This is a genomic window from Clostridium sp. MCC344, assembly GCF_018785365.1.
Lineage (GTDB): Bacteria > Bacillota > Clostridia > Lachnospirales > Lachnospiraceae > Pilosibacter.
The window spans coordinates 73,333-99,375 of sequence record NZ_WQPQ01000009.1 but is presented as its reverse complement, the minus strand read 5'-3'; the positions used below and the strand labels follow the sequence as shown (position 1 = coordinate 99,375).

General features: G+C 50.7%; 21 protein-coding genes, 1 other RNA gene, 1 pseudogene and 1 riboswitch. Of the genes and pseudogenes, 1 reads left to right on the top strand and 22 read right to left on the bottom strand.

The genetic code is table 11. The annotated features are described in order from the left end of the window. Positions 1-486 precede the first annotated feature (486 nt). From GPK90_RS02140 to GPK90_RS19345, 10 genes and pseudogenes are all read right to left on the bottom strand, one after another. The gene (locus GPK90_RS02140; protein WP_252197327.1) at positions 487-1,236 is read right to left on the bottom strand and encodes a CvpA family protein; all 750 of its coding nucleotides are present in this window, start codon (positions 1,234-1,236) and stop codon (positions 487-489) included. Then, positions 1,236-2,069 carry an HAD family hydrolase gene (locus GPK90_RS02135; RefSeq protein ID WP_118651041.1) on the bottom strand — a complete coding sequence of 278 codons (834 nt, stop codon included), beginning with the start codon at positions 2,067-2,069 and terminating at the stop codon, positions 1,236-1,238. The genes GPK90_RS02140 and GPK90_RS02135 overlap by 1 nt, the downstream gene beginning before the upstream one ends. A gap of 249 nt (positions 2,070-2,318) precedes the next feature. Then, complete coding sequence (locus GPK90_RS02130; protein ID WP_215702030.1) at positions 2,319-4,577, bottom strand: tetratricopeptide repeat protein; 2,259 nt, start codon at positions 4,575-4,577, stop codon at positions 2,319-2,321. A 45-nt stretch (positions 4,578-4,622) separates the two neighbouring features. Continuing rightward, positions 4,623-5,222: a recombination mediator RecR gene (gene recR, locus GPK90_RS02125; RefSeq protein ID WP_118298196.1), complete on the bottom strand. Its 600-nt coding sequence runs from the start codon at positions 5,220-5,222 to the stop codon at positions 4,623-4,625. Between the two features lie 3 nt (positions 5,223-5,225). Beyond that, the gene (locus GPK90_RS02120) at positions 5,226-5,576 is read right to left on the bottom strand and encodes a YbaB/EbfC family nucleoid-associated protein (RefSeq protein WP_021903984.1); all 351 of its coding nucleotides are present in this window, start codon (positions 5,574-5,576) and stop codon (positions 5,226-5,228) included. 171 nt (positions 5,577-5,747) lie between these two features. Next, positions 5,748-7,475, bottom strand: coding sequence for a DNA polymerase III subunit gamma/tau (gene dnaX, locus GPK90_RS02115; protein WP_215702029.1), 1,728 nt, complete (start codon positions 7,473-7,475; stop codon positions 5,748-5,750). Positions 7,476-7,481: 6 nt separating this feature from the next. Then, the gene (locus tag GPK90_RS02110; RefSeq protein WP_118532281.1) at positions 7,482-8,564 is read right to left on the bottom strand and encodes a 6-phosphofructokinase; all 1,083 of its coding nucleotides are present in this window, start codon (positions 8,562-8,564) and stop codon (positions 7,482-7,484) included. A gap of 328 nt (positions 8,565-8,892) precedes the next feature. Next, positions 8,893-10,389 carry a metallophosphoesterase gene (locus GPK90_RS02105; protein ID WP_215702028.1) on the bottom strand — a complete coding sequence of 499 codons (1,497 nt, stop codon included), beginning with the start codon at positions 10,387-10,389 and terminating at the stop codon, positions 8,893-8,895. Between the two features lie 31 nt (positions 10,390-10,420). After that, positions 10,421-10,682: signal recognition particle sRNA large type (gene ffs / locus GPK90_RS02100), an RNA gene on the bottom strand. Positions 10,683-11,420: 738 nt separating this feature from the next. Then, positions 11,421-11,585 (bottom strand): annotated as a pseudogene (locus GPK90_RS19345) (sodium ion-translocating decarboxylase subunit beta); the annotation flags it as partial. Positions 11,586-12,030: 445 nt separating this feature from the next. Here GPK90_RS19345 and GPK90_RS02090 point away from each other — a divergent pair. Next, entirely contained in the window at positions 12,031-12,882 is an 852-nt protein-coding gene (locus GPK90_RS02090; protein ID WP_215702027.1) for a YitT family protein, read from the top strand. 224 nt (positions 12,883-13,106) lie between these two features. Here GPK90_RS02090 and tadA read toward each other — a convergent pair whose 3' ends face one another. The 12 genes from tadA to GPK90_RS02030 form a co-directional block, all read right to left on the bottom strand. Further along, the gene (gene tadA / locus GPK90_RS02085; RefSeq protein ID WP_405578821.1) at positions 13,107-13,622 is read right to left on the bottom strand and encodes a tRNA adenosine(34) deaminase TadA; all 516 of its coding nucleotides are present in this window, start codon (positions 13,620-13,622) and stop codon (positions 13,107-13,109) included. Between the two features lie 158 nt (positions 13,623-13,780). Next, positions 13,781-15,352 carry a DUF6128 domain-containing protein gene (locus GPK90_RS02080; RefSeq protein WP_215702026.1) on the bottom strand — a complete coding sequence of 524 codons (1,572 nt, stop codon included), beginning with the start codon at positions 15,350-15,352 and terminating at the stop codon, positions 13,781-13,783. Positions 15,353-15,476: 124 nt separating this feature from the next. Beyond that, positions 15,477-16,652: an NAD(P)-dependent malic enzyme gene (locus GPK90_RS02075; protein WP_118298202.1), complete on the bottom strand. Its 1,176-nt coding sequence runs from the start codon at positions 16,650-16,652 to the stop codon at positions 15,477-15,479. Between the two features lie 273 nt (positions 16,653-16,925). Continuing rightward, positions 16,926-18,533: a gamma-glutamyltransferase family protein gene (locus GPK90_RS02070; protein WP_215702033.1), complete on the bottom strand. Its 1,608-nt coding sequence runs from the start codon at positions 18,531-18,533 to the stop codon at positions 16,926-16,928. Positions 18,534-18,727: 194 nt separating this feature from the next. Continuing rightward, positions 18,728-19,444, bottom strand: coding sequence for an ABC transporter ATP-binding protein (locus GPK90_RS02065; protein WP_215702025.1), 717 nt, complete (start codon positions 19,442-19,444; stop codon positions 18,728-18,730). After that, positions 19,437-20,408: an ABC transporter ATP-binding protein gene (locus GPK90_RS02060; RefSeq protein WP_215702024.1), complete on the bottom strand. Its 972-nt coding sequence runs from the start codon at positions 20,406-20,408 to the stop codon at positions 19,437-19,439. Before GPK90_RS02060 ends, GPK90_RS02065 begins: the two co-directional genes overlap by 8 nt. 107 nt (positions 20,409-20,515) lie before the next feature. Beyond that, on the bottom strand, positions 20,516-21,355 hold the full coding sequence (locus tag GPK90_RS02055; protein ID WP_215702023.1) for an ABC transporter permease: 840 nt from the start codon (positions 21,353-21,355) through the stop codon (positions 20,516-20,518). Continuing rightward, complete coding sequence (locus tag GPK90_RS02050; RefSeq protein ID WP_215702022.1) at positions 21,352-22,305, bottom strand: ABC transporter permease; 954 nt, start codon at positions 22,303-22,305, stop codon at positions 21,352-21,354. Before GPK90_RS02050 ends, GPK90_RS02055 begins: the two co-directional genes overlap by 4 nt. Before the next feature lie 5 nt (positions 22,306-22,310). Then, positions 22,311-23,954 carry an ABC transporter substrate-binding protein gene (locus tag GPK90_RS02045; RefSeq protein WP_215702021.1) on the bottom strand — a complete coding sequence of 548 codons (1,644 nt, stop codon included), beginning with the start codon at positions 23,952-23,954 and terminating at the stop codon, positions 22,311-22,313. A gap of 323 nt (positions 23,955-24,277) precedes the next feature. Continuing rightward, positions 24,278-24,517: riboswitch (cobalamin riboswitch) on the bottom strand. Between the two features lie 56 nt (positions 24,518-24,573). After that, a complete protein-coding gene (gene yfcE / locus GPK90_RS02040) occupies positions 24,574-25,122 on the bottom strand; it encodes a phosphodiesterase (RefSeq protein WP_118532245.1) in 549 nt (182 codons plus the stop codon). Between the two features lie 90 nt (positions 25,123-25,212). Further along, positions 25,213-25,758: a GNAT family N-acetyltransferase gene (locus GPK90_RS02035; RefSeq protein WP_215702020.1), complete on the bottom strand. Its 546-nt coding sequence runs from the start codon at positions 25,756-25,758 to the stop codon at positions 25,213-25,215. Positions 25,759-25,764: 6 nt separating this feature from the next. Continuing rightward, positions 25,765-25,989, bottom strand: coding sequence for a hypothetical protein (locus GPK90_RS02030; protein WP_118298211.1), 225 nt, complete (start codon positions 25,987-25,989; stop codon positions 25,765-25,767). Positions 25,990-26,043: the final 54 nt, after the last annotated feature.

The following is a 26,043-nucleotide window of genomic DNA, read 5'->3' as shown; positions in this document are numbered from 1 at the left end:
CATGGTCTAAACCAAAGACCATTTTTATAAGAATTTTCAGGGTTTTACATACTGTTCAGTTTTCAAGGAACTGTTTTTGTCGCCTCTGTGTTTCAGAAGCAACTCGTTTATTCTATCATACCGTTTCCGGTTTGTCAAGAACTTTTTAAAACTTTTTGAAGTAATTAAGAAGTTTTCTTAATGACTCTTAATAAGTTTTGCCCTGTCGCTCAAGGCGAGTATTATAATAACAAATCTGTGCCGAAAAGTCAACTGTTTTTTCTATTTTTTTCGATTTTTTTTCTTTTGCATGTGCACTTACAACATAATGGGGTACATCCGCATTTTCAACGCAAGATATACCCCATTTCTGTATTGTCTTATTCGTATTTATCTCAGTTAAAAACTGTATCTCCATCGAGACACTTTTATAGACTCTCGCCGCCTAAAAGGGAGTGGCGTCTTATCTGACCGGGTGATCCATTTCCCGATTACCGTCTCTTTCTATTACAAAACGCTTCTCACCAGTCCGACCACAAGATAGGAAAGCATGTTATGGTCATACAGCCATGTCAGCCAGATACTTCCGTTGATCTGGTCGATCATACTCTTTCCGATCGGACTGCCGGAAAACAAGGTAAAGACCAGGCATCCTATCCACACAAAAATCAGCGCCTCCGTGAGCCCCAGGACTGCCCCTGCGATCTTATTGAGTCCATATATGATCGGCAGGCGGGAGAGCAGGTTCAGCCATACGATAACTATGTGAAGAGACGCATAGAATACCGTAAACAATACCGTAAATATGATCACACGGATCACACGGTCTGCCAGATATTTTCCGACATAGTCCTCAAAGATCTGTACTCCCATCTCCTGATATACTTCGCCGTTGTTGTTCTCGATCAGAAGCTTTTTGACCTGGTCCGGGATTTCCAGACTTTCGATAACTGCGCGTTCCCCCGCTTTTCCGGCGAGACCGGCCGTCTGGGCCATCTCATCCATCTTTTCATCAAGGCCGCTGGCCTTCAGTGCACTCTCCTTCATCGTTTCATAGAGTGCCGTATTGTGCTCTAGCCACGCAGCTGTCTGCGGGATCGCAACGCGCACCGCGAACAGCGTGATAAAAAGTGACATCACGGAGACTGCTATTCTTATAAATCCTCTGTAATGACCGTACAGCATCATCCCGATGAGATATGCCGCAACAGCCACCTCCAGCCAACGGCCGGATAACATTTCCAATATTTCCATCATTACTCAATTCCTGTAAAATGGCAGATCGCTTTCGCGACTCCCGCCTCATTGTTCGTCTTTGTGATATAATCTGCTGCCGCCTTTACGGATTCTTCGCCGTTTTCCATGGCAACACCGATCCCCGCCATGCGGATCATGGACAGGTCATTCTCCCCGTCTCCAAAGCTCATAGTAGCCTCCCGGTCGATTCCAAGGCGTGCTGCAAGACGGATCAGTGCTCCGCCTTTATCGGCGCCTTCCGCGTTGATCTCGAGGTTGTTTGGGATCGATGAAGAGACAAGTATCCCCGGGATCTTTGAAAGTTCCTCACGCATCCTCTTTCTGGCATCCATATCGCAAAAGAACATGTTGATCTTATCCGCGTCCTGTCCGCGTTCTTTCAAATATGCAATGTTGTCCGGAACCGAATCCCTGGTTCTCCGCACAAGCTCCGCCAGACCTTCCGATGATACATATTTATATATATCATTATAAAATTCCGGCATCGTATATCCGATCCCGCCAATGTATACATCATACATGATCTCATCCGGGCTCGTCCGCGCCATCATCATGATCTTTTCCGCCAGCGCCACCGGGATCCGGCAGGAGTCGATAATCTCATTTTTTGCGAGATCTACCACCTGTGCCCCGTTTGTGAGGATCGCATAATGTACACCCGGCAGATTTCGGAGTTCATCCGGCAGTCCGCGCATCGTGCGGCCGGTCGCCGGGACGATCTCGATCCCACGCGCCGCACATTCCCGGAAAACGCGCAGATTTTCTTCCGGGATCTTCTTTTCATCGTCAAGCAGCGTTCCATCCATATCCGCCGCGATCAGTCTGATCTCCATAATATTCTCCTGTCATCATAGTCTGCCCACAAGATATCTTTTTAAGCTCCGCCCGCCGCCGTCATTTTCCGGCAGGTGATCTTCTTATCCGGCAGTTCTCATGGGCAGTAATCGTATCCCTCTCAGCAAACATAAGTTCGTATCTGTTGGTGAAAAATTTGCGCACCATCCCACTGCAAACGCAATGATCACATGGTGCGCATATTCATTTTTCAGCCTTTCAGCCTTCACATCTGTACTTTTTATCGTTTAGTCGAAGAAGTCTTTTTCATGAAGGATCAGAAGGCCTTCTTTTGTATATGTCGGGGAGAAGAGTCCTGCGATCTTCTTTCCGAGAGACTTTTTCTCTGCCTTATCAGCAGCTTCCTCGATCAGATCGACAGCCGCTGCCTTTGTCAGGCGGACTTCATCCTCTTCCATCATCTCGATGCGCTCATATAGGGCAAGAAGACTCTTTCCTGTGATGCTGCAGTCGATCTCTGATGCATATTTGCAAGCATACTGGGCGAATTCGTCCGGATCCATCTCTTCCTTATCGTCATAGTCTTCCGGAACAACCTCCTCTGCAGCTTCCGCTTTCACCGGAGTCTTCGGCTTTTCTTTGTCTGCAGCCGGCTTCTCCGGAGCTTCTTTGGACTTTCCAAATATTCCTGTCTTCTTCGGCGGGATATATTCCTCTTCCTCCGGTTCCTCTTCCGGCTCTTCTTCCTCGTAAGCGTCTGTTTCCGGTTCTTCTGTTTCTTCAGCCGCCGGCAGCTCCGGTTCTTCCTCCGGCTCCATCTGTGTTTCCGGTTCCGGTGTCAGAGTGTAAGCTTCCTCTTCCTCCGGTTTCTGTTCCGGCTCCTCTTCCATCTCCTGCTCCGCACTTACCACATCCCGGGCGATCTGTTCCTGTTTTTCTGTGGAACGTTTCAGAGCAGCTTCCATTTCTGCTTCCGCTTTTTTCTGTTCAGCCGCTTCCTCATCGCTTCCGATGTACTGGAATTTACTTGCGAGAGAGGTATTGTGGGCATGGAGCGCCTCAAGGTTCTCCGGGGTATCGATCAGGACAACGATCATGCCGGAGCGGTCTTTTTCCATCAGGTCATCCAGTTCATTCTGGACAGCATCAGTAAGACCTGCCGCGTGCTGGATGATCAGATCTTTCCCTGCGAGCATGTCAGCAACTGCGCTGATCCCGCGCTTATTTAATTTCTCACTGCTGATCTTTGCAACCGGGTTCTTGATCCCGAGCTCGCGGTGGATCTCCTTTAAGGATTCAACAGCCATGGAAAGACCTTCCGCGTCCGTCTCCGCCTCGATCATCAGGTTGTTGGTATCGAGCATATCATCCAGGGATTCCAGTTCCAGATCTTCCTCGTCGTCATCCTCTTCCGGAGCCGGAATATTGCGGACCTGGTTTCTGCGTGCGCGTTCTCTGTCGATCTCCGCCTGTTTTTTCGCACGGCGTTCTTCTTCCTCGCGTCTCGCAGCTTCCCGCTCTTCCTCCGCACGGCGGAGCGCTTCCTCTTCCATCTCTTCCCGCTCTTTTGCGGCGCGGATCGCCAGTTTCTGGCGCTCGATCTCCCGTTCTTCCTCTGTCGGGATCGTGTGCTCCGGTTCTTCCGTTCCCTGCGCATCTTCCGCAGTTTCCTGTCTTCCCCGGCGGATCGCACTGAGATCTGCAATGGTTCTTGTCGCGTCCATGTCGTTGTCTTCCTCGACAACAGCCGTCCGTCCCTCTTCCTCGGAAAGTCTGGACATCTCGTCTGCCAGCTTCTTTGTCTGGGCATCCTCATGGATCTGCAGGGCAACCTCTCTTGAGACATCCGTGTCTGGAGTTTCCTCCTCGTAGTCATCCTGTTCCGGGGCATTTCCGCTGTATTCTTCCTCAACAGCGCGCAGTTTTGCCTCGTATTTCTCCCTGTTCTCCACAAGGTCCATCTGATATTTGTTCAACGGTGCATACTGAAGTTTCAGATCCATCGCCTTGTCCACATATTTGCCGAGACCGAATAAGAGCATGATGCGGTCACATGTGGCAACACACTTGTCCTCGATCCCTGCTTTGTGGTAGAGCTCTGCCAGCTCATACAGCCATTTCTCATCCACCTCGGATGAAGTATACACCTCCAGCGCACGGATCAGCTGATCCACCGGTGCCTTTTTCGCCTTTAAGATCTTGTAGCGGAGCAGGTACTGGCGCGGATCATCCTGTGCGAGATCGCAGAATTCTCTGTAGTACGCCTCTGCTTCAGCCGTACTTCCGTCCTTTAAGGCGAGATCCGCCAGTTTATAGAGCAGGCGCTTACCGACCGGTGCGCGCTCGAAAGCCAGGAGCAGAATATCCTTCGCCTCCTGGTACTCCTCATTTTTCTCATAGATCTGAGCAATCATGGACAGCAGGCTCGCGTTGCGGACACGGTGCCAGTCGATGGTATCCGCGATCTTCATCGCAGTTCCGTAATCTCCGCGGCTGACCATCTTTTTGATCTGCTCGACTTTAATATTAAACTCGTATTTATCCATTTCTTTCGCATCTCCTGAAACCGGAACAGCCATCTGCTGCCGGTTTTATAATTCCACCCGGCCTTCCAACGCCCGGAGAAGTGTGACTTCATCAATATATTCCAGATCTCCGCCGACCGGAACACCGCTGGCGATCCTCGTCACCTTGATCCCTGTCGGCTTGATCAGCTTGCTTATGTACATTGCGGTCGTTTCACCCTCAAGACTTGAATTCGTGGCGATAATGACTTCCTTTACTTCTTCTGTCTGAAGTCGCGTCATCAGCTCTTTTAATTTGATATCTCCCGGTCCGATCCCAAGCATCGGGGAGATCGCGCCGTGGAGCACATGGTACACCCCGTCGAATTTTCCCGTTTTTTCGTATGCCGCCAGATCACGCGGGTTCTCCACGACCATGATCACGCTGTGGTCTCTGGTCTGGCTCCGGCAGATCGGGCAGAGTTCCTGGTCCGTCAGGGTGAAGCACTCCTTGCAGTAATGAACATTGTGTTTCGCATCCCGGATCGAGTTCGAGAGCCGTTCCACCTGTTCCTCCGGCATGTTGATGATGTGGAATGCCAGACGCTGGGCCGTCTTATTTCCGATTCCCGGCAGTTTCGACAGCTCCTCTATCAATTTTGATATCTGACTGCTGTAGTAATCCATAGTTTAGAAGGAAAGTCCTCCCAGGTTTCCGAGACCGCCTGTGAGTTCAGACATCACTGCGCTGGACTCAGCCTCCATCTGGTGGAACGCCTCATTTGTCGCAGCAACGATAAGATCCTCGAGCATCTCAACATCATCCGGATCTACTGCCTCCGGGGAGATCTTTACAGCGACAACTTCCTTCTTGCCGGATACGGTAACGGATACAGCTCCACCGCCTGCTGTTGCTGTGTACTGCTTCTCCTCAAGCTCTTTTGTCTTCTCTTCCATCTGGCGCTGCATTCTCTGCGCCTGTTTCATAAGATTTGTCATATTGCCGGGCATACCGCCCGGAAAACCGCCACGTCTTGCCATGGTGTATTTCCTCCTGATATTCTTAGTTTTTTATAAATGATGTTCAGGCTCAAAAAAGCTTTTTGAGTCCTTCCGTCAACGCTGACCGGACATTGCCCATATAGGTATGACCGGTTCACAGGTTTCAAGTTGAATCTGTGTTTATATTAATCGCAGCTTTTATCACTGCGGCTAATCTTCGATTGTAATATCCATATGGATGTTTTCTCTCAGCTCATCATCGCTGATATAGCGGGTATCCATCCGTTCCCCGTTTTCCCGCATGCGGGATTTAAAATACAGGGATTTTCCGTATTTCTGCTCCACATACCTTTCCAGATCACCGAGGACGCTCGGACGGCTTCCGATGGCAAAATTCATCGGATCATTGAACACGATGCAGAGACAGCTGTCGCCCGCCGGTTCCACTACAGTTTCCCGGAAACTCGGGCGGATGGACATACCCATGTCGCGGACGATCTTGCCCCACTCATTCCGGATCATGTTGAGATCCTCCAGCTGGGCTTTCGGCAGTGATACAGTCCTCGGCTCATAAGTCTGACCGGAAGCCGGGGGATTCTGCATTCCCGCCGGATTCTGCGCTGGCTGACCTGCCAGTCCCGCGCCATTTCCCGGTGCTCCGGCACCGTCGTAAGCAGGCTGCGCATACATCTGCGGTGAAATCTGCGCGGCTCCCATCATCGGATCACCGGCGATCCCGGCATTCTGCGCGGGAACATAGCCGCCTGCGGGCATCACAGGGATCCCTTCCTCCACCATGCGCTCCAGCTTTTCCAGGCGCTCCAGGATGGAATCCATGTTCTGCTCCATCTCCGGCTTGGTGAGCTTGATGAATGCAAGCTCGATGAGCACGCGTTTCTGGTTTGCGAAACGGATCTGGTTGGAGAGCTCCGAGAACACGCGGATATATCTCATCAGAGTATTCTCGTCCACAAGCGCCGCGTCTTCCCGCATCTGTGCCAGATTGTCCTCCGACATATCCAGAAGGTCTTCCGCATCATCCGCCGTCTTTAACAGGAGCAGATTTCGGAGAAACCAGATGAAATCCACGACAAACTGGGAAAGTTCCCGGCCCTGGACTACCATCTCCTCAAGCTTCAGGATACAGTCCTTCGTCCGGTTCTCCCGGATCGCATGGAACAGATCCCGGAATACGCTGTTGTCGACAGCGCCGAGGACATCCAGCACATGTTCATACGTCAGCGTCTCGCCGAAGTGGAACGCCGCGCACTGGTCCAGGAGACTTAGAGCGTCTCGCATGGAGCCGTCTCCGGCTTTTGCCACATAGCGGAGCGCTTTATCCTCCACCGGCATGTTTTCCGCTTCCGTAAGTTCTTTTAACCGGGCCGTGATCGTGTCCAGCGTAATGCGCCGGAAATCATACCGCTGGCATCTGGAAAGCACCGTGATCGGGATCTTGTGGACCTCTGTGGTCGCCAGGATAAAGATTACATAGGACGGCGGCTCCTCCAGTGTCTTTAACAGGGCGTTGAACGCGCCTGTTGAGAGCATATGAACCTCATCGATGATGTATACGCGATATTTTCCCTCCGTCGGCGGGTACTGGACCTGCTCACGGATCTCACGGATGTTCTCAACGCCATTGTTGGACGCAGCATCGATCTCCACCACGTTTAACGAGGTTCCCGCCGCGATCTGCCTGCAGCTCGGGCATTCTCCACAGGGACTTCCGTCCACCGGATGTTCACAGTTTACCGCCCTGGCCAGGATCTTCGCCACCGTTGTCTTACCGGTTCCGCGGGTTCCGCAGAACAGATACGCATGCCCGATCCTGCCGGAACCGATCTGATTCTGTAAAGTTTTAACGATATGGTCCTGGCCTTTTACATCCGCAAAGACCTGCGGACGCCATTTCCTGTATAACGCTTGATATGACATGTTCTATCAGTCTCCGAAACTGATTCCGATAAGCTTCGCTTCTTTTACAATATCGGACTGCGGATCCACATATTTCAGTTTGCCGGCAGATTCTGCCAGCGGGATATCCGTGATCACATTGTTTTTTACAACGACCAGCTTGCCGAATTCATTATTTTTGATCATGTCGGCGGCATGAGCGCCGATCCTTGTGGAGAGAACGCGGTCATACGGGACCGGAGTGCCGCCGCGCTGCATATGGCCCGGAACGGTCACACGGATCTCCTGTCCTGTCATCTCCTGGATCTTCGCGCCGATCTCATACGCGACGGACTGGTATTTCGTTGCGCGTTCCTCCAGATACTTCTTATACTCCTTCTTGGAAAGAGCTGCCTGTTCTTTTGAGATCGCACCCTCAGCCACCGCAAGGATCGAGAAACGGCTTCCGTTCTTCGTCCGCTCTTTGATCTTCTTTACGACTTTATTTAAGTCATACGGGATCTCCGGGATCAGGATGATATCCGCTCCGCCGGCGATGCCTGCATGAAGTGTGAGCCAGCCGACTTTATGTCCCATGATTTCCACGATGAAGACACGTCCGTGGGAGGACGCGGTCGTGTGGATACAGTCGATCGCATTCGTCGCGATATCCACAGCGCTCTGGAATCCGAACGTCATATCCGTTCCCCAGAGATCGTTATCGATGGTCTTCGGAAGTCCGATCACGTTGAGTCCTTCCTGGCTTAAGAGATTTGCCGTTTTCTGGCTTCCGTTTCCGCCGAGGACGACTAAAGCGTCCAACTTCAATTTATAGTAGGTGTGCTTCATGAGCTCCACCTTGTCGAGTCCGTTCTCGTCCGGTACACGCATCAGCTTGAACGGCTGTCTGGAAGTGCCGAGCATCGTTCCGCCTTTTGTGAGGACGCCTGAAAAATCTGATTGTTTCATCATCTGATAATTTGCATACATCAGACCTTTATATCCATCTTCAAATCCGATAATTTCCACTTCATCTTTGTAGATCTGATACAGACCTTTTGCGACTCCGCGCATCGTTGCGTTTAATGCCTGGCAGTCGCCGCCGCTCGTAAGGAATCCAACTCTCTTCATCGTCTTGTCCTTTCTCCGATTTCTTTCAGTCGAAATGTGAATGCATGTATCCAAGATAAGATTATAATACAAAGAAAAGAGACGGGCAAGAAAAACTTGTCTCCTCTCTCTTTTCTAGGCATATTAGTTACTGTACACGGTAGAAATTTTCTGAACTGAAAATTCCGTACAATACAGTTGTGGCAGCAGATTTTGCCGATTCGGAATGCGAAGCATCGGCAAAATCGTGTTACAGTGCGCGGGCATAGAGTGTCCGTGTACTGTAACACATATTATGGACAAAAATAAGGTCCTCATGCAGACCGGCAGACGGTGCGTCCTCTCTTTTTTATTGTTCCGGGCGTTTCAAACGGACCGGATTCGGGATCTCGGCATGGTTATTTGCCGACATCGTGTCGCGCATCATTCCGTCGAGCTGGCGGAACTCAACGCTCGGATCCATGTAGCGGACCCAGAGGCCGTATCCGAACTCGTTTTTCTTCTCCGAATAACTGATCGGCACTCCGGCATAGTAATCCTTGTAGATATCCGTATAAAAGTCCGCCATAACTTCTTTTAATTCTTTCGGCACATCCTCCAGGGTTTTAAAGATCTGATTCTTGATGACCGTCTGCAGATAATCCGCTGCATAGGCTGAGAACTCAAGAAGATTCGGATCCGTCTCCCCGTTTGCGGCCGCCCAGGTGGAAACATCCACGGTCTTTGCGAGATAATCGATGCTGCCGTCCGTGTTTAACGTTACAGTCCCGTACTGACATGGCGGCAGGATCAGGGAATTGCTCACGATCTCCCAGATTCCGTAAGTGTCTGAGCCCATTCCCGGCTCTGTCAGGTGTTTCATGACCTTCTGCGTGTGGAGATGGCCGCTGAAGTACACAGGCGTCAGATAACGTTCAAAGAGTTCCCGGACCTCGTCACAGTTCTCGATCACGCATTCCTCCACATAGACACGGCTCAGGCGCTGGAGATTGTGGTGTCCAACCGGGATCACGGTGATTCCTTCGGCATACGCCTCTTTCAGGCATTCTTCCATCCATTCCAGCGTTCCCTCTTTAATCTCACCGTACACCTCATTTTCCGGCTCGCAGACCGTCGTATCAAGCATCATGAGCCAGGTGGTATCATTCAGTTCCACCAGATAACTCAGGGAATCCGGTGCTTCGCTCTTTGCCTCATTGTATCCGAAATCTCCGTAAATCTCCCGGAATTCTTCCGACGTCACGCTTTCCACATCCGTTCTCTGATCCCCGAAGTATTCTCCGGCATTCGGCTTGTTGATATCGTGATTTCCGGGGATCACATAGACCGGGATCCCTGCGTCTTTGATCTTCCGGAGTTTTTCCGCAAATTCCAGGTGGTTTGCCTTTTCTCCATTTAAACTCAGGTCGCCGCTCAGGATCAGGGCATCCGGATGTGCCTCAAGAACTTCCGATTCAAACGCCTGCCATAACTGTGGCTGATAGCGGATCACTTTTCCATCACTGCTGTTTACAAGCTGGTCAAATGCTACGCCATAATCCGTCAACGACGGTGACATGTAGTGGGTGTCAGACGCGATGATCAGATGCGTCTCGATCTTTTCCCGGTCCACCGGATCTCCGGGACCTTCCGTCTCCTCTTCGGTCGGCTCCTCGGTTTCTGTCCCAGTCTCCGATTCCGTTTCCGTCTCTGTCGGCGGTTCCGACTCGGTTGTTGACGGTTCTGTCTCTTCCGCGGCACTCTCTTTTGTTTGATCCGGAACATGATCCCGCACTGCGGGCAGGACAAAGATCACCCCGGCCAATAAAAAAAGAAGCGCCAGCAATAGCAGAAATTTCTTTCTCATTCACTGTCACCTCTTAAGATTTCTTTTTTATCCGCACGCTCTGCTTTGAATACGTCTCATAAACGTTACCCTGGCAGCCAGCTCGGTCCCGGCTCCCTCGCGGCACATGGAAGGTTCTCCTTAATGCTGCTGCATTCCTGCCCTGACATGGTTCAGAGAGTCCCATTGCGCGAGACCAAAACGTCAGCGCCGCTTACCAGGGGCAGCTTCACAAGGAAGTACCCGCGGCAGAACATCACCCCTGCTGTAGCGGATTGCAGGTACAGGGCACCGCTATCTCCCCGGCTGTGCGGACCAGTTAAGTATACATGGACGGGGGCATTTTGTCAAGTTGCGAAATCCCCCGGTGACAGTGAACTATCTGCAAATTTCTTCCCTGATTTCACTAAATCGTATTCATCTGCTTATTTGAACAGCGGCATTTTTGTGATCGGGAATGTCTGGTTCTCTAACGGTGCATGCCAGATCCCGTACCAGATATCTTCCAGGTTATCGCCGTCGGCTGCCAGAAATCCGTAAACTTCACTGTCGTACTCCGGGATTTCCACCGGACCGTACAGCAGCCTGCTGCCGTATTCCTTATAAAGATCCGCAGCCATCTCATTTAACCGGTCATCCGCCAGATATGCATCCTTGAAAGCACCTTTTTCCTTATCTTCCCTGAACACTTTGCAGACTTTTTCCGGAAGTTCCGTCACATCCCCATAAGTGTCAGAGTAAAGGTACATCGGGTTCTTTTCCTTCGTGTATGCTTTCGGTGCCACCACGCAGCCATCCGCATCTCCGACAACCTCCGTGTAATCATCGCCCTGGGTTACGATCGGTCCCGCTTCCTCCAGCGTGTAGGCTGCAGCCGGCTCCAGCGTCGCAGGGTCATCGGAACTATTGATATTAAATGAAATGTATCCGAAGGAACCATGCAAAGAGATTTTGTCTTTGCTCACATAGTCAAGTTCCACGACATCCCCATAGGACTGCTTTTTCGCGGTTTCAAGGTCCAAAACAGCCGCTTTTGTTTCTTCGTCAGGAGAACCGATTTTCCCGGCCAGAAAGATCTTCGTTGGTCCGTCTGCTCCGCCGATGATTCCGATAGATGCTGCCTCCTTTTTATCTCTATTCTGGATATAACACACTGCGGCAACTCCCGCAAGCACCAGAATTCCTGCAGCCGCCAGGATCTTCTTTTTATTTTTCATACTTTTTCTCCGTTTCTGAATTAACAGGATCTGTGATCATAACTGTGTCATATGGAATCTTCCATTCCGAAATTTTCTGCCCATGAGGTTCATTGATCAGAAAGACCATTTATCCGTTTGCACCGCCCGGGATTGCCGGGAAGTCGTCTCTGCCAAATCTCATGTGCATCCTTCGGATTTATTTCATCTTACCATACAGTTATTACTTCTATATATAAACTTTCTTAACTTTCCCTGTCCATTTCCAGGCATTTTGTGCGGTGCGCAGCGCCCTTTTACTCTATTCACACTTCACCACATTCTCTTGCATTCCATGTCCGTCCGGTATATACTGGTGAGGCAAAATGATTGTTTCCCGCGGACAGCAGCGAATTTCCAAACAGGAAATCCTGCCTGATGCTGTACACGGTAACGCAAATGTCTCTGCAGGAAAGGATTTATTATCATGAACAACAAGGGGTTTATCAAAGAAGTGCTTGTCATGACCCTGGCTGATGCGATCACGGCCATCGCAGTCTACTTTTTTCTGGTGCCGAGCCACACCTCGATCAGCAGTATCTCCGGTCTCGGGATCGTATTGACCCACTTTATTCCGCTTCCGCTCTCCGTGATCACGATGGCCTTCAATGTCATTTTACTGATCATCGGATTTATTCTCTGCGGAAAAGAGTTTGGAGCCAAGACCGTGTATACAAGCGTCATGCTGCCGGTATTTCTGGGAATTTTTGAGAAGATCTTCCCAGATTTCACCTCTCTCACCGGGAGCCAGGAGCTGGATGTTATCTGTTACGTCCTCGTCGTCAGTGTCGGACTTGCGATGCTCTTTAACATGAACGCATCATCCGGCGGACTTGATATCGTTGCGAAGATCATGAACAAATATCTGCACATGGATCTTGGAAAGGCCATGTCCCTCTCCGGTATGTGCGTGGCGCTCTCCTCCGCACTGGTTTACGACAAAAAGACGGTCGTGCTCAGTGTCCTCGGTACATATGTGAACGGGATCGTCCTCGACTACTTTATTTTCGATCAGAACGTCAAGAGACGTGTCTGCATTATCACTAAAAAGGAAGAAGAACTCCGCAAGTTCATCATCGACAACCTGCATAGCGGGGCCACGATCTATGAAGCCATCGGTGCTTACAATTTTGAGAAGCACAACGAGATCATCACGATCGTCGATAAGCGCGAATACCAGGCGCTCATGAACTATATCAGTTCCAGTGATCCGGAGGCGTTTATCACGATATATAAGGTTTCGGATATCCGGTACCGGCCGAAGAAATTCAGCGCGTAACATGCATGTAAACGCTTCCATTGCCAGTTTTCTGTGATCATATGGAGACAGAAAAGACCGTCGCCAGATCTTATCTGATATGTGTCCGGAATTCCGGGTATCTATCATATCAGATCTGGCAGCGGTCTTTTATTATAAGTAATTCTATTGCAACTTTTCTGCCTTCAGAACCATCCACTGGCATTTTTCGGTTTCACGGCAAAAACCGATTCTCCGTTTGTCTTTTATGCATTTTCTGAGGTTTCTTTCTCCGCCTGCTCCAGCTTCTTACGTTTTCCTTCTTCCCGCAGTGCTTTAAAGAAATCCTTCAGCATCTGAGAGCATTCATCCCCGCAAAGTCCGACTTCCGTCTCCACCTGGTGGTTAAATCCGTCTTCATGCAGCATGTCGAGCACGGATCCGGCGCAGCCTGCCTTCGGGTTCATGCAGCCGATCACGACTTTTGGGATCCGCGCCTGGACGATCGCACCGGCACACATCGGACATGGTTCCAGCGTCACATACATCGTACAGTCCTCAAGCCGCCAGTCCCCGATGATCCGGCAGGCCTTCCGCATCGCGATGATCTCCGCGTGGGCCAGCACGTTCTTATCCACGGTCCGCCGGTTATATCCCCGCGCGATGATCTTCCCGTCATGCACGATCACGCAGCCGATCGGCACTTCTTTTAAAGCCGCCGCCTTTTTTGCCTGGCGGATTGCTTCTTTCATATAGTGTTCTTCTATTGTCATCTTTTTCATATGTTTCTCCGAATTTCAGGTAATGTTGTCTATGGTCATGGATCAGGAAATGGTTCCAGATCCTCGCCTTTCATTCCTTTTTTATTGTACCTTATTTTTTATTTCTGGCAAGATAAATAAATATGAAAGACAATACAAAGCAGCCTGTCTGTTAAAACTCACCGTATCTTCAGATCCGTATACCAGTACCCAAACCGCCCGTCCCCGACCGGCTGGCGCCTGGAGAGGACGAAATTCGGGAAACCGAACATGGTGGCCATGTATTTTTCACTGCTGTAGTAGTGCCCGGGGACTCCCAACAGGTAGCGGGATTTCTTTTTGTTCCCGCCGAGCTTTACGAGGATCAGATAGCGGAAATTATAGTAGCCGTGGAGCAGAAAGCTGTTGTTTCCATAAACCCAGCACTCTCGCGGGAGTTTTCCGATATCCTGCGGACGAATCGTCAGGATATCGCAGCCGTCCTCATACTCGAACGGCTGGATCTTCGGGTATGTCCTTTTAAATTCCTCCCACAGTTTTTCCGGATCGGCCGCAGGATCTTCCGTCTCCTGCAGATAACGCAGAACCTCCGGATTTTCAAGCTCCGGGGAGACCATGGGAGCTGTGGGGGCAGTTGAATGTGCTGCCTGTGAAGCTGCACTTTTGGGGGACTGCGCCGTCATACCGGAAGTCTGTACTGGATTTTGTCTGAACTTCTGGCTATTCGGCCGCTGTACTCTTTGAGCAGTTTTCATGTAAAACGGCAGGTCTGTTCCCTGCGGTATTCCCTGCTCCTGCTGCGCTGTTTCCACCTGTTGTTTTTCTGTTTCCGACTCAGAAGTTTTCTCCGGATCCAGGTTCGCCGTCTGATCATTCTCCTCTTCATCCCCGGAAGTCTCTTCCATTTTCCGCTCTATCGGTCTGTCTTCCACGTTTCCGCATGTGTCATCCGATTTTTCATCGTCTTCCCCCGACAAGTAGAACCTGCCACGGTCTTCACTTTGTTCTTCCTGCTGCTGTACTTCATGATCCGCAATGTCTTCCTCTTCCGCTTTCCCATCATATGCCGGCGCTTTCTCCGTCTTTAGGTCTCCCTCTGCACCGCTCAGCTCTGCTGCATGCGCCGTCTTTTCTCTCTCGTCTGATTCCACCGTATGCATATTCCGCTTCTCCGGGGCTCCGCTTTCCTCTTTTTTCCCCGGTCCCGGATCATGTACGCTCTTTTCCTCCTGCTCTCTCCGCTCTTCTTCCCTGGCGATCTCCTCCTCGATCTCTTTTACCACCTTGGAAACCGCCTGTGTATCCATTCCTTTTTCCGCCTCCGGCAGCATCTGGGCAGTAAATTTCGGAACCGAGAGGACCGGATTCTCCCCGGTATTTCCCTCCTCCGCCGCCAGCGCGTCCTCCCAGATCGTCTTATAGCACCGCCAGGAATTCTTTACGTCATGGACCGACAGGCCGAAATATGTATCAAGTCCGGTACCGCTTCCCTCCACGTTCTTCGCGTCCACATTGACCCGGAACTCCCCGTTTCCGCCGCGCACAAAAACGTTTCCAAGAAATGTCTCACGACCGCCTGTCCCTAAAAGATACGCGCCAATGGCATTGCCGCCCATATAGATCCGCTTCACATTGACATTGATCCTGCACTGCCCGTTCCGCGCCTCCAGCTTCGCAAATCCCACATTTTTCCCTTTCTTTTTTCCTTCGTACTCGTAAATATAAGAAATCAGTCTGCGATAATCTGCCATAATCAAAAACACTCCTTCTGCACTTATGTATATGCGGAAGGAGTGTTTCTCATAACTATTTTTTAATTGTCATTTGCCATCAATGATCTTATCCGGAAATATGCCGATCTTTCAGAGAGATCTATTATTTGCGGATAGCTCCGGATTTTACAGCCGCCTCAGCAACACGTTTTGCAACATGCTCTGCAACGCCTTCTTCGAGCGCACCCGGAATGATATACTCTGCGGAGAGTTTGTCCGGTGTTACAAGCTCAGCGATCGCCTGGGCTGCAGCAACCTTCATATCGTAGTTGATATCTCTTGCGCCGCAGTCTAATGCGCCGCGGAAGATTCCCGGGAATGCAAGGACGTTGTTGATCTGGTTCGGGAAGTCGGAACGGCCTGTTCCCATTACCTTTACACCTGCTGCCATCGCCTCATCATACATGATCTCCGGATTCGGGTTCGCCATTGCAAAGACGATCGGGTCTTTCGCCATCGTCTTGATCATCTCCGGCTTCAGTGCACCTGCTACGGACACGCCGATAAATACGTCCGCTCCGACGAGAGCGTCTGCAAGAGTTCCGCGCTTATCCTCAAGGTTTGTGATATCGCAGAGCATCTTCTTGTGATCCTTGATGCCGACTCCGCGGTCTTTATAGAGGATTCCATTTTCGTCGCAGGCGATGATATTTTTCACGCCTGTCGCAAGCAGCATCTTGATGATCGCAGTTCCGGCAGATCCCGGTCCGTTTAATACAACATGGATCTCATCAATCTTCTTTCCGACAACTTTTAATGCGTTTAAGAGAGCCGCTGTAACGACAACTGCTGTGCCGTGCTGGTCATCGTGGAATACCGGAATATCAAGCTCTTTCTCCAGACGTGCCTCAACCTCGAAGCATTTCGGGGAAGCGATATCTTCCAGGTTAATGCCGCCGAAGCACGGAGCAATGTATTTCACTGCCTTGATGATCTCCTCGGTGTCTGTCGTATCGAGACAGATCGGGAACGCATCAACGCCGCCGAACTCTTTAAAGAGGACTGCCTTTCCTTCCATGACCGGCATAGCAGCTTCCGGTCCGATATTTCCAAGACCTAAAACTGCGGTTCCATCAGAAACAACTGCTACCAGATTGCCCTTTGCAGTGTACTTGTAAACATCTTTCTTATTATCATGGATCTTTCTGCATGGCTCCGCAACACCCGGTGTATAGGCGGTGCTTAAGTCATCTCTTGTCTTTACCGGAACCTTGCTCGTAACTTCGATCTTTCCATGATGTTCCTCATGGAGCTTTAACGCTGCTTCATTGAAATTCATTGCGCTTTCCTCCTGCAAATTCATTATCATTACCAGACTGCCCTGCGGTCTCCTGTCTCCGGATGATCTGTATTTTCCCATTTCCGGCGGTCAGATCCTTTCCCACAGTTTTCGTATTCTTTTCCGGGCAGTTCCTGATCTACTTAATCTCGAGTTTACCACACTCACTCTGAAAAGGAAACTGCTTTTTATTTCTCTCCGCACATTGCCGCCAGGTTTTGGTTACAGTACATGGGCACTCTATGCCCGCGCACTGTAACAGGTTTTAATCATCTACCACGCTGCCACCGTTCCGTCTGCCCGCGGTTCGGTTGCTCCGCAGAGCACATCGTTTTCATCTCTCCAGATAATCTGTCCTCGCCCGAAGGACAGGGAACTCTCAAGGACTTCCATCTCATGTCCCCGTTTTTTCAGCTCTTCCACGATCCCGGCCGGGAATGTCTTTTCCACCTGGATCTTCTTTCCACCGATCCACTGCCATCTCGGCGCGTTGAGCGCATCCTGCGGATTCATCAGGAAGTCCACTGTATTCATGATGACCTGGACATGGCCCTGCGGCTGCATGAAACCGCCCATAACGCCGAACGGTCCAACTGCTTTTCCTTCCTTCATCAGAAATCCCGGAATGATCGTGTGCAGAGATTTCTTTCCCGGTCCCAGACAGTTTTCCATTGTCTCATCCAGTGTGAAGTTCGCCCCGCGGTTCTGCAGCGCGATCCCTGTTCCAGGTATTACGATCCCGGATCCAAATCCCATGTAATTGCTCTGGATGTAGGAGACCATATTGCCTTCCCCGTCCGCTGTGCAGAGATAGATCGTTCCTCCGCGGAACGGATTGCCTGGCTCCGGTGTGAGCGCCTGTTCTCCGATGAGTGCCCGTCTTCCGTCCGCATATTCATCAGAAAGCAGCGTCTCCACCGGTGCTTTCATATAATCCAGGTCCGCAACATACCGGTTTCCGTCCGCAAATGCCAGTTTCATCGCCTCCAGCTGTTTATGCACGGTATCTGCATTGTCCCGCTCCGCAAAGGAATACCCCTTTAAAATATTCAATGCCATCAACGCAATGATCCCGTCTCCGTTCGGCGGGATCTCGCAGACATCATATCCCCTGTAATTTATGTGGATCGGTTTCACCCACTCACACCAGTAATTTTCAAGATCTGATCTCCGGAGATATCCGCCGGTCTTTCTTGAAAATTCGTCGATCTGATCCGCAAGTTCTCCACGATAAAATGCTTTTGCATGAGTCTGCGCGATCATTTCCAGCGTCTTTGCATGAGCTTCCGACCTCCAGATTTCTCCCGGCTGCGGGGCATGTCCGTCCGGGGCGAACGTTTCAAACCATGACCGGAAACATTCTTCCGTCAGCGTTTCTGAAAACTCTCTGTATGCAGTGTTCCATATTTTTGATGTCACCGGACTCACCGGATATCCCTCGCGTGCATATGTGATCGCCGGTTCCAGCACCTTTTCCAGCGGAAGTCTTCCAAACTTTTCCGAGAGTTCCGCCCATGCGGACGGGGCGCCCGGGACCATCACCGGGATCCAGCCTCGTTTCGGCATTTCGGTGTATCCCTGTTTTTTCACTTCTTCTGCAGTGATCGCCATAGGTGATCTTCCGCTGGCATTCAGCCCGTGAAGTTCTCCCTTTGTCCAGACCAGGGCGAAGGCGTCGCTTCCGATCCCGTTGGACGTCGGCTCCAGAACTGTCATACACGCCGCTGTCGCGATCGCCGCGTCAACTGCGTTTCCGCCCCGTTTTATGATGTCGAGTCCCGCCTGGGCCGCCAAAGGCTGGCTCGTGCAGACCATACCTTTTTTCCCGTACACAACACTTCTTCGTGATGGATAATCATATTTCTGCGCATCAAATTTCAGCATATCCATTTCCTCCTGATCAAGCCATTTATTCCTGGGTTGTAAGTGTACCGCAATAAACAGAAAGTCCGTTTATTGCTTTATCATGCTGGAATCGTATCACTTGAAAGTATGAAATGTCAATAAAAAAGCAGCCTAAAAAACGGCGTAGAAATTTCTCTCGTTACTGTAACTTTCTCTCCACGCCGTATCTTTTATTCCAGTATAAAATTTTCCACCAGTTTTTTCGTGAACTCCATCTTCGGATGTCCGATCACATCCTCCGTCCGCCCTGTCTCCACGAACTTTCCTTCTTCCATCACTGCGATCTCATCGCAGAACCAGCGGACCACATCGAGGTCATGGGAGATAAACAGATAGCTCAATCCCAGCTTTTCCTGGAGTTCCTTTAAGAGTGTCATGACCTGGGCCTGCACGGAGACATCTAACATGCTGGTCGGTTCATCCAGAATCAGGATCTTCGGATCCAGTGAGAGTGCCCGGGCGATCATGATCCTCTGCGCCTCACCTCCGCTGATCTGGTGCGGATAGCGGTCCAGAAGTTCCTCTCCGAGATCTACCAGATCCAGAAGTTCTCTGACCCGCGCTTTTCTCCCCGCTTCGTCATACATCCTGTGGATGATCATCGGCTCTTCCAGGCTGTATCCGATCTTTTTTGCAGGATCCAGGGATGTCTCCGGATGCTGGAAGATGATCTGGATCGTTCCATCAATCTCGATGGTTCCGGAGTCCGGCTTTATCAGTGACAAGAGCATGTTCGCGATCGTCGATTTTCCGCAGCCGGAATTTCCTACGATCCCGAATGTTTTCCCGTCCTGTACCGTAAAAGACACGTCCTTCACCGCTTCCACGCGGGTCTTTTTAATGATCCCGCCAGTAAATGTCTTGCTGATATGGCTGACTTTAAGCATACCGGACGCACCTCACTTTCCTTCCGTCCGGAAGTTCCGCCTCCGGGATCCGTCCATTTTTGCATGCGTCCACTGCATGCGCACATCTCGGGTAAAAACTGCAGCCGGAATTTCCCTCTTTTTTTCTCACTGCGCGCCCGATCGGGTTCATTCCCTTCCCCGGGAGCGATGCGATCAGTCCTTTCGTGTATGGATGTGCCGGATGTTCAAGGATCGTCTTTGTCTCCCCGGCTTCCATGATGCTCCCTTTATAGAGCACCATCAGCCGGTCACACAATGCCCCTGCCAGGGCAATATCATGGGTGATCACGATCATGCCTTCGGTGTCCGTCTCTGATATCTCTTTCAGGACCCGGTAGACCTGGCGCCGGAGAATCGCATCCAGACCTTTTGTCGGCTCATCGGCGATGACCCATTTCGGCCGGTTCATGAGTCCCATGGCAGAGATCACGCGCTGGTTCATGCCGCCGCTCAGCTGGAATGAGTAAGCGCGGTTGATCCGGTCCGGATCTGAAAAGCCAAATCTGCGGAGAAACTCATCCCTCCGGGAATCGGCAAGCTCTTTGTCCTTATTTCCGTGGACTGTCATGCACTCCGTGAGCTGTTTTCCGATCCTGCGGATCGGGTTTAAGGATTCCGTGGGATTCTGTGGGATCAGGGCGATCTCTTTTCCACGGATCTTCTGCATCTCTTTTTCCGGCAGCCGGTACAAATCCATCCCTTTATACATACAGCTTCCTTCCACCCGGGCCTGCCCGGAGAGAAGTCCCAGGATGGACATGCCTAAAAGCGATTTTCCGCTTCCGCTCTCCCCGATGAGTCCTGTGACACTGCCCGACGGAAAGTATGCGCTGACATCTTCCATGGCATGGATCATCTCGCCGCCGTCCTGGAAGGTGACGGAGAGGTCGCGGATCTCAATGTCACTTTTTTCTTCTGTTTTCCATTCTTTTTTATCTTCCATCTGATCTTCTCTCCTGGCTGTTCCGTTTTTTCACAGTTACAGGCAAAAATCTGTTCCGGCTCAGCTATGCTGAGGAAATTTTGCCTTTTTTTGCATGCTTTCCGACATCACATCGTCTTCATCACATCTTTCCGCACATCCAGCCGGTCACGCAGTTCATCTGCCAGAAGGTTGATGCCGAGAGAAAGAAGCAAAATACAGAGTCCCGGAGCGATGACGAGCAGCGGTTCCTGGCGGAAATACTGTCTCGCATCGTTGATCATGACGCCCCAGTCCGGTGTCGGGGGCTGAAGTCCCAGACCAAGATAACTCATGGACGCCACCGAGATCACATTTCCGGCGATCCTGGTGGCAAAAAGGACGCTCAGAGTTCCTAAAATATTCGGAGAAATATGCAGGAACAGGATTCGGAGGTCTCCGGCTCCGATGGTTCTCAATCCTTTAATAAAGCTCTCCTGTTTCAGTTTCATGACTTCACCGCGGACGATCCTGGAAAATCCGACCCATGAATTGATCACGATCGCGATCAGCATGCTCTTCACGCCCTGTCCAAGAAGTCCGGCCACCGCGATCATCAGCGTCAAGCCGGGAAGTCCCTGGAAAATGCTGGAGATCGTCGTGATGATCCCGTCGATCCAGCCGCCGAAATATCCCGCGAAAAGTCCCAGTGCAAAACCGAGCAGCATCGAGAGGACGGTCGCCACCAGGGCGAGAAGGATCGACTGTCTTCCGCCGTAGAGAACACGGCTCAGCGTATCTCTTCCGATATTATCCGTGCCTAAAAGATGCGCGGCAGACGGTTTCTGAAGTGCTTCCGACAGGTTCGAGACCAGCGGATCATAGGGAGCAAGGACCGGCGCGAGTACGCTGGTCAAAAGGATCAATAATAAGATTACCAGACCGGTCTTTGCTTTTCCTGACAGGTGGAGTTCCTTTAATTTATTCATGATTCCACCGCCTCTCCCGCCCGGATCTTCGGATCAAGTGCGATATAGATCAGGTCGATCAGAATGTTTGTCAGCACATAGATACAGCCTGAAAACAGAACATACGCCTGCACCACATAATAATCCTTCGACTGCACACCCGCGATCGCGTAGCTTCCGATCCCGGGGATCGCAAAGATCGTCTCCACAATCGAGGCGCCGCCGATGATGCCCGCCATATGGGTTCCCAGGTAGGTGATGATCGGGATCAGCGCGTTTCCGAACGCATGGCGGACCACTGCGCGGCGGCGGCTCATTCCTTTTGCATCCGCCACAGTCATGTACTGTCTTCCGATCTCATCGAGGATCGCGCTCCTTGTCAGTCTCGCACAGACTCCGATACTCGGGAGTGCCAGCGTGACCGCCGGGAGAATAAAGCCGGATCCGTCGGAGATCCCGCTGCTCGGCAGGATCTTCCACTGTTCCGCAAAGATAAAGATCAGGACAATGGCGATCCAGAACCCCGGAATGGACAATGCAACCGTTGAAAATGTTCCCAGCACATGATCCGGCAGCCGGTCTTTTCCCACCGCCATCAGGACTCCGAATCCCACACCGAACACGATGGTCAGGATCATGCTGAAACCCGCAAGCTTCAATGAGATCGGGATCCGCTTTGCGAGCTGGTCCATGACACTTTTGTTCGTGAAAAAGGACCTGCCCAGATCGCCGTGAGCCAGGCCGTCGACCCAGTTAAAATACTGGACGACGGCAGGCTGGTCCAGCCCCATCTTTGCAGCCATGGCATCATATTCTTCCTGCGTGTAGGATTCGTTTCCGTTTGGATTTAACACCTGGTCCACCGGATCCCCCGGTGACATGATCCCAAGTGCAAATGCAATGATACTGATCCCGACGAGCACCGGCAAAAGCATCAGCATTTTTTTCAGGATGTACTTTAAAAGTGACATATTGATTATTTCACCCAGGAAATTGTCGGAAGTCCAACACCGAAGGTCTTTCCTGCATAGTGTGTGATCGCCTTGTTGTGGATGTTTACGTTGATCTGGTAGCAGATCGGAACGCACGCGCTGTCATCGAAGAGTTCCTGCTGGATCTCATCATAGATCTTGCTGCGCTCGCTCACATCAGCGATCGTCGGAGCTTTTGCGACAAGTTCATCGATCTTCTCGTTGTAGTAGTTGTAGTTTAATGTCGTGTTGCTGTTTCCTTCGCTTGCGAAGTACTGCTTAAATGTGGAAGTCGGATCCGCATTGTTGATACCGAATACAGTAAGTGTCATGTCGTAGGTGCCTTCCTGCTGTCTCTCTTTGTAGAGGGAGGAGTCCACGATCTCAATATTGATGTTGACGCCAAGCTCCGCGTAAACCTGCTTTAAGTATTCTGCAACAGCCTTGCAGTTGTAATCGGACGCGGTGCTGGAACGGATGATCATGGTCATGTCGGCCGTCTTGTCTCCGAGAACTTCTTTTGCGAGAGATTTTGCCTTCTCCATATCATAAGTTCCCTGGATGTCCAGATGGAAGGTGGACTGGGTGCTTAAGAAGGAGTATGCCGGCTGTAAAAGTCCTCCGTAGATCACACTGCAGATGCTGTCGCGGTCTGTCGCAAGGTTGAACGCCTCTCTCATGCGCTTATCCGCAAGGTACTCGTTTTTATCGTTGAACATGATGTACTCAGTCATATGGCTCGGAGTGCTGTCCATCTCAAAGTTGGAGTCTGTGTCGCAGAGATTCTTTGCAGCATCCATGGTGATCGCGCCGTTGTCTGCAAGTCCCATGACTTCGCCGGATTTTAACGCGGATACACGAGTCTCGGCATCCGGGATGCAGCGGATCTTGAAGGTCTTTACCTTGCCGTTCTCGCCATAATAGTTGTCATTTCTCTCAAGTGTCACATACTCGGACTCCACATGGTCAACGATCTTATATGGACCGGTTCCGATCGCATAGTCGGAGATCACACCTGTCTCCTCGTCGAAGCAGTTCGGGCTGTACATCGGGCTGCCATAGTCGGAAAGGACATACTCAAGTGTTGTGATCGGCTGTGTAAATGTGAACTTTACAGTGAAGTCGTCGACTTTCTCCATCTTGTCGAGATTCGGGAGAGATTTTTCGATGCTGAGTGTTGTGTATGTAGAATTGATCCCATGGCCCCAACGCTCAATGTTTTTCAGGCACACATCGGCATTAAACTGAACACCGTCTGTAAAATATGCGTCATCGCGCAGGCTGAAAGTCCACTCGGTACAGTCATCGTTGTGCTCCCAGGATTTTGCAAGCCACGGATCGATCACACCACCGTTGTTTGCTGTGAGAGCTTCCCATACATAAGCGCCTTCCCAGCAGTAATACGCATCGCCGCTTCCCTGCACAGCATCACGCGGAGTCGCGATGACAACCTCATCTGTCTCGTTTTTCTCTGTGTCTTCCACTGCCTCTGCTGTGGCTTGTGTCTCTCCTGCAGCCGTTGTCTCCGCTGCAGCTCCTTCTGCTTTTGTCGTCTCAGCCGTGCTGTTATTCGCGCTGCTTCCGCATCCGGAAATTACAGATGCCGCCATTGCTGCCGCTAAGAGCAGACTTACATGTTTCTTCTTCATGTTGTCCTCCATGTTGTGTAAAGATTATAATGTTTTTTTGCAACTGTTCACCAGGCCTGCGCACTTGCTGCGCCGACTGTAATAACCCCATTGGTTTTAAAGCAAAAGTCCTATTGGTTCAGCCATCTGAAATACATTTTTTGCCCGTAATCATGAAAGTTCTGAACAGTTTCATTGTTTTTACAATTTCGGAGTTAGTATGGAGATGTTCCATCTGAGAATTTTTTCGAATACCGAATGCTTAAGCATCAGAAAAAGATGTCCACTGGAATCAGCCGACATATAAACGGTACGATCAATGCCTCGTGATCTGGAATTTTTCTTCCTGTACCAGCATTCCGGCAGGTTTCCTGACTCACAGATCATCACACAAAGCCGCCTTCCCAAATATTTCAAAACAGTCCTGTCAGGCTGCTCCGTTTTTTCAGTGACCGCGCGTTCGCGCATGGCTTTGTATTCCCTGCTCACAGTGACGAGATCGCACAGGTCTTTCACCTGTTTCCCTTTTACCTGCTGTCCGCCCCCTTCAGGGCGGCAGCAGCACCGGATGCCTCTTCAATTGTTATAGGAGATATTTTAGCATCTTCGGGTTTATTATGCAAGGACCATTGAGACGTTTTTATAAACATTCACTATGATAAGCAGTTCCTTCCAGTGTTTTCCAGATCACTTTCCCATCCTGAAGGAGCATATAGCTATGTTCACTTTCCGCTTTCGGGATCGACACGGAACCCGGATTCAGGTACAGATTTCCATCCCCGAACGGTTCCCACGCCGGAATGTGCGTGTGGCCGTGGAGGAGAATGTCTCCCGGCTGGAGAGGCGGGAGCTGGTTCATATGAAAGTGATGGCCATGAGTAGCGTAGATCAGGCGGTCTGCCGCCGGAAATACCGCGTAATCCGCAAGGATCGGAAACTCCAGCACCATCTGGTCAACCTCCGTATCGCAGTTTCCGCGGACACAGAAGATTTTCGTTTTCCGCTCATTTAACATTTTGATGACTTCCTTCGGCGCATACTCTTTCGGGAGATCATTTCTCGGTCCATGGTACAAAATATCGCCCAAAAGCAACAGGCGGTCTGCCTGTTCCCGGTCAAATGCCTCCAGCATTTTCCGGCAATAGTATGCGGAGCCGTGGATGTCGGACGCGATCATAAGTTTTTTCATTCTCGGGGTTCCTTCTTTCTTTTAAGTCGAGCACACGTAAGACTTGGCGTTTAATTTCTGTCAGCGCAAGCTGACAAATTTCTCTCAGAATTACTGCGCACCAGATAACTTTCTATGCCTGTCAAGAACATACACATGCTCTGTAACTGTCCTGTTCAGTAATTTCCACTCCAGGTTTTCATTCGTGTGATGATAGCTGAATCCGCATTTCTCCGCCACGCGCTTTGATTTTTCATTCCCATCAAAAAACGCATACCAGATCCGTTTTAATCCCAGATCCTCAAATCCATAACGGATCAGCTCCTGTACTACCTCCGGGATGATTCCCTGTCCCCAGTACGGAACGCCGAGCCAGCAGCCAATCTCACCTTCATCTTCCGGAAGCTTTAAATTGCTGGCAGCTCCCACAGTTAATCCCGCGCAGCCGACCGGTTTTCCGGAAGCTTTTAATACGACCGCATACGTTCCATCGGCCGACAATACGTTTTTAATCGTCTCTCTGCTGTTCTCCACACTCGTGTGTACCGGCCAGCCGGCAGATGGACCGACCTGCGGGTCTTTCGCGTATTCATAGCAGCTCTCTGCATCGCTCTCCTGCCATGGTCTTAAAATCAGTCGTTTTGTCTGTAATTCCATCTTTATTTACCTCTCTTCCATTTTCTTATACAGGTGATTCTCCGTTAATACTACCAAATCACCTTCATCAATCCCCTGCTCATAAAGCCAGTCATCTTCCTGGCGGGTCAGCCGCTCGTTTCCCTTAGCGTCTTTCAGCCGGACGAGAACGGTTTTCTTTGCCCCTGCAGAGCGTTCCTCACAGCCGTAATCATCTTCCTGGATCTGGAGAATGATGTATTCCTGTTCCATTTTATATCCCTTCGATTTTTCAATTTTCTCTACCGTTGTTGCAAATTTTGCAAT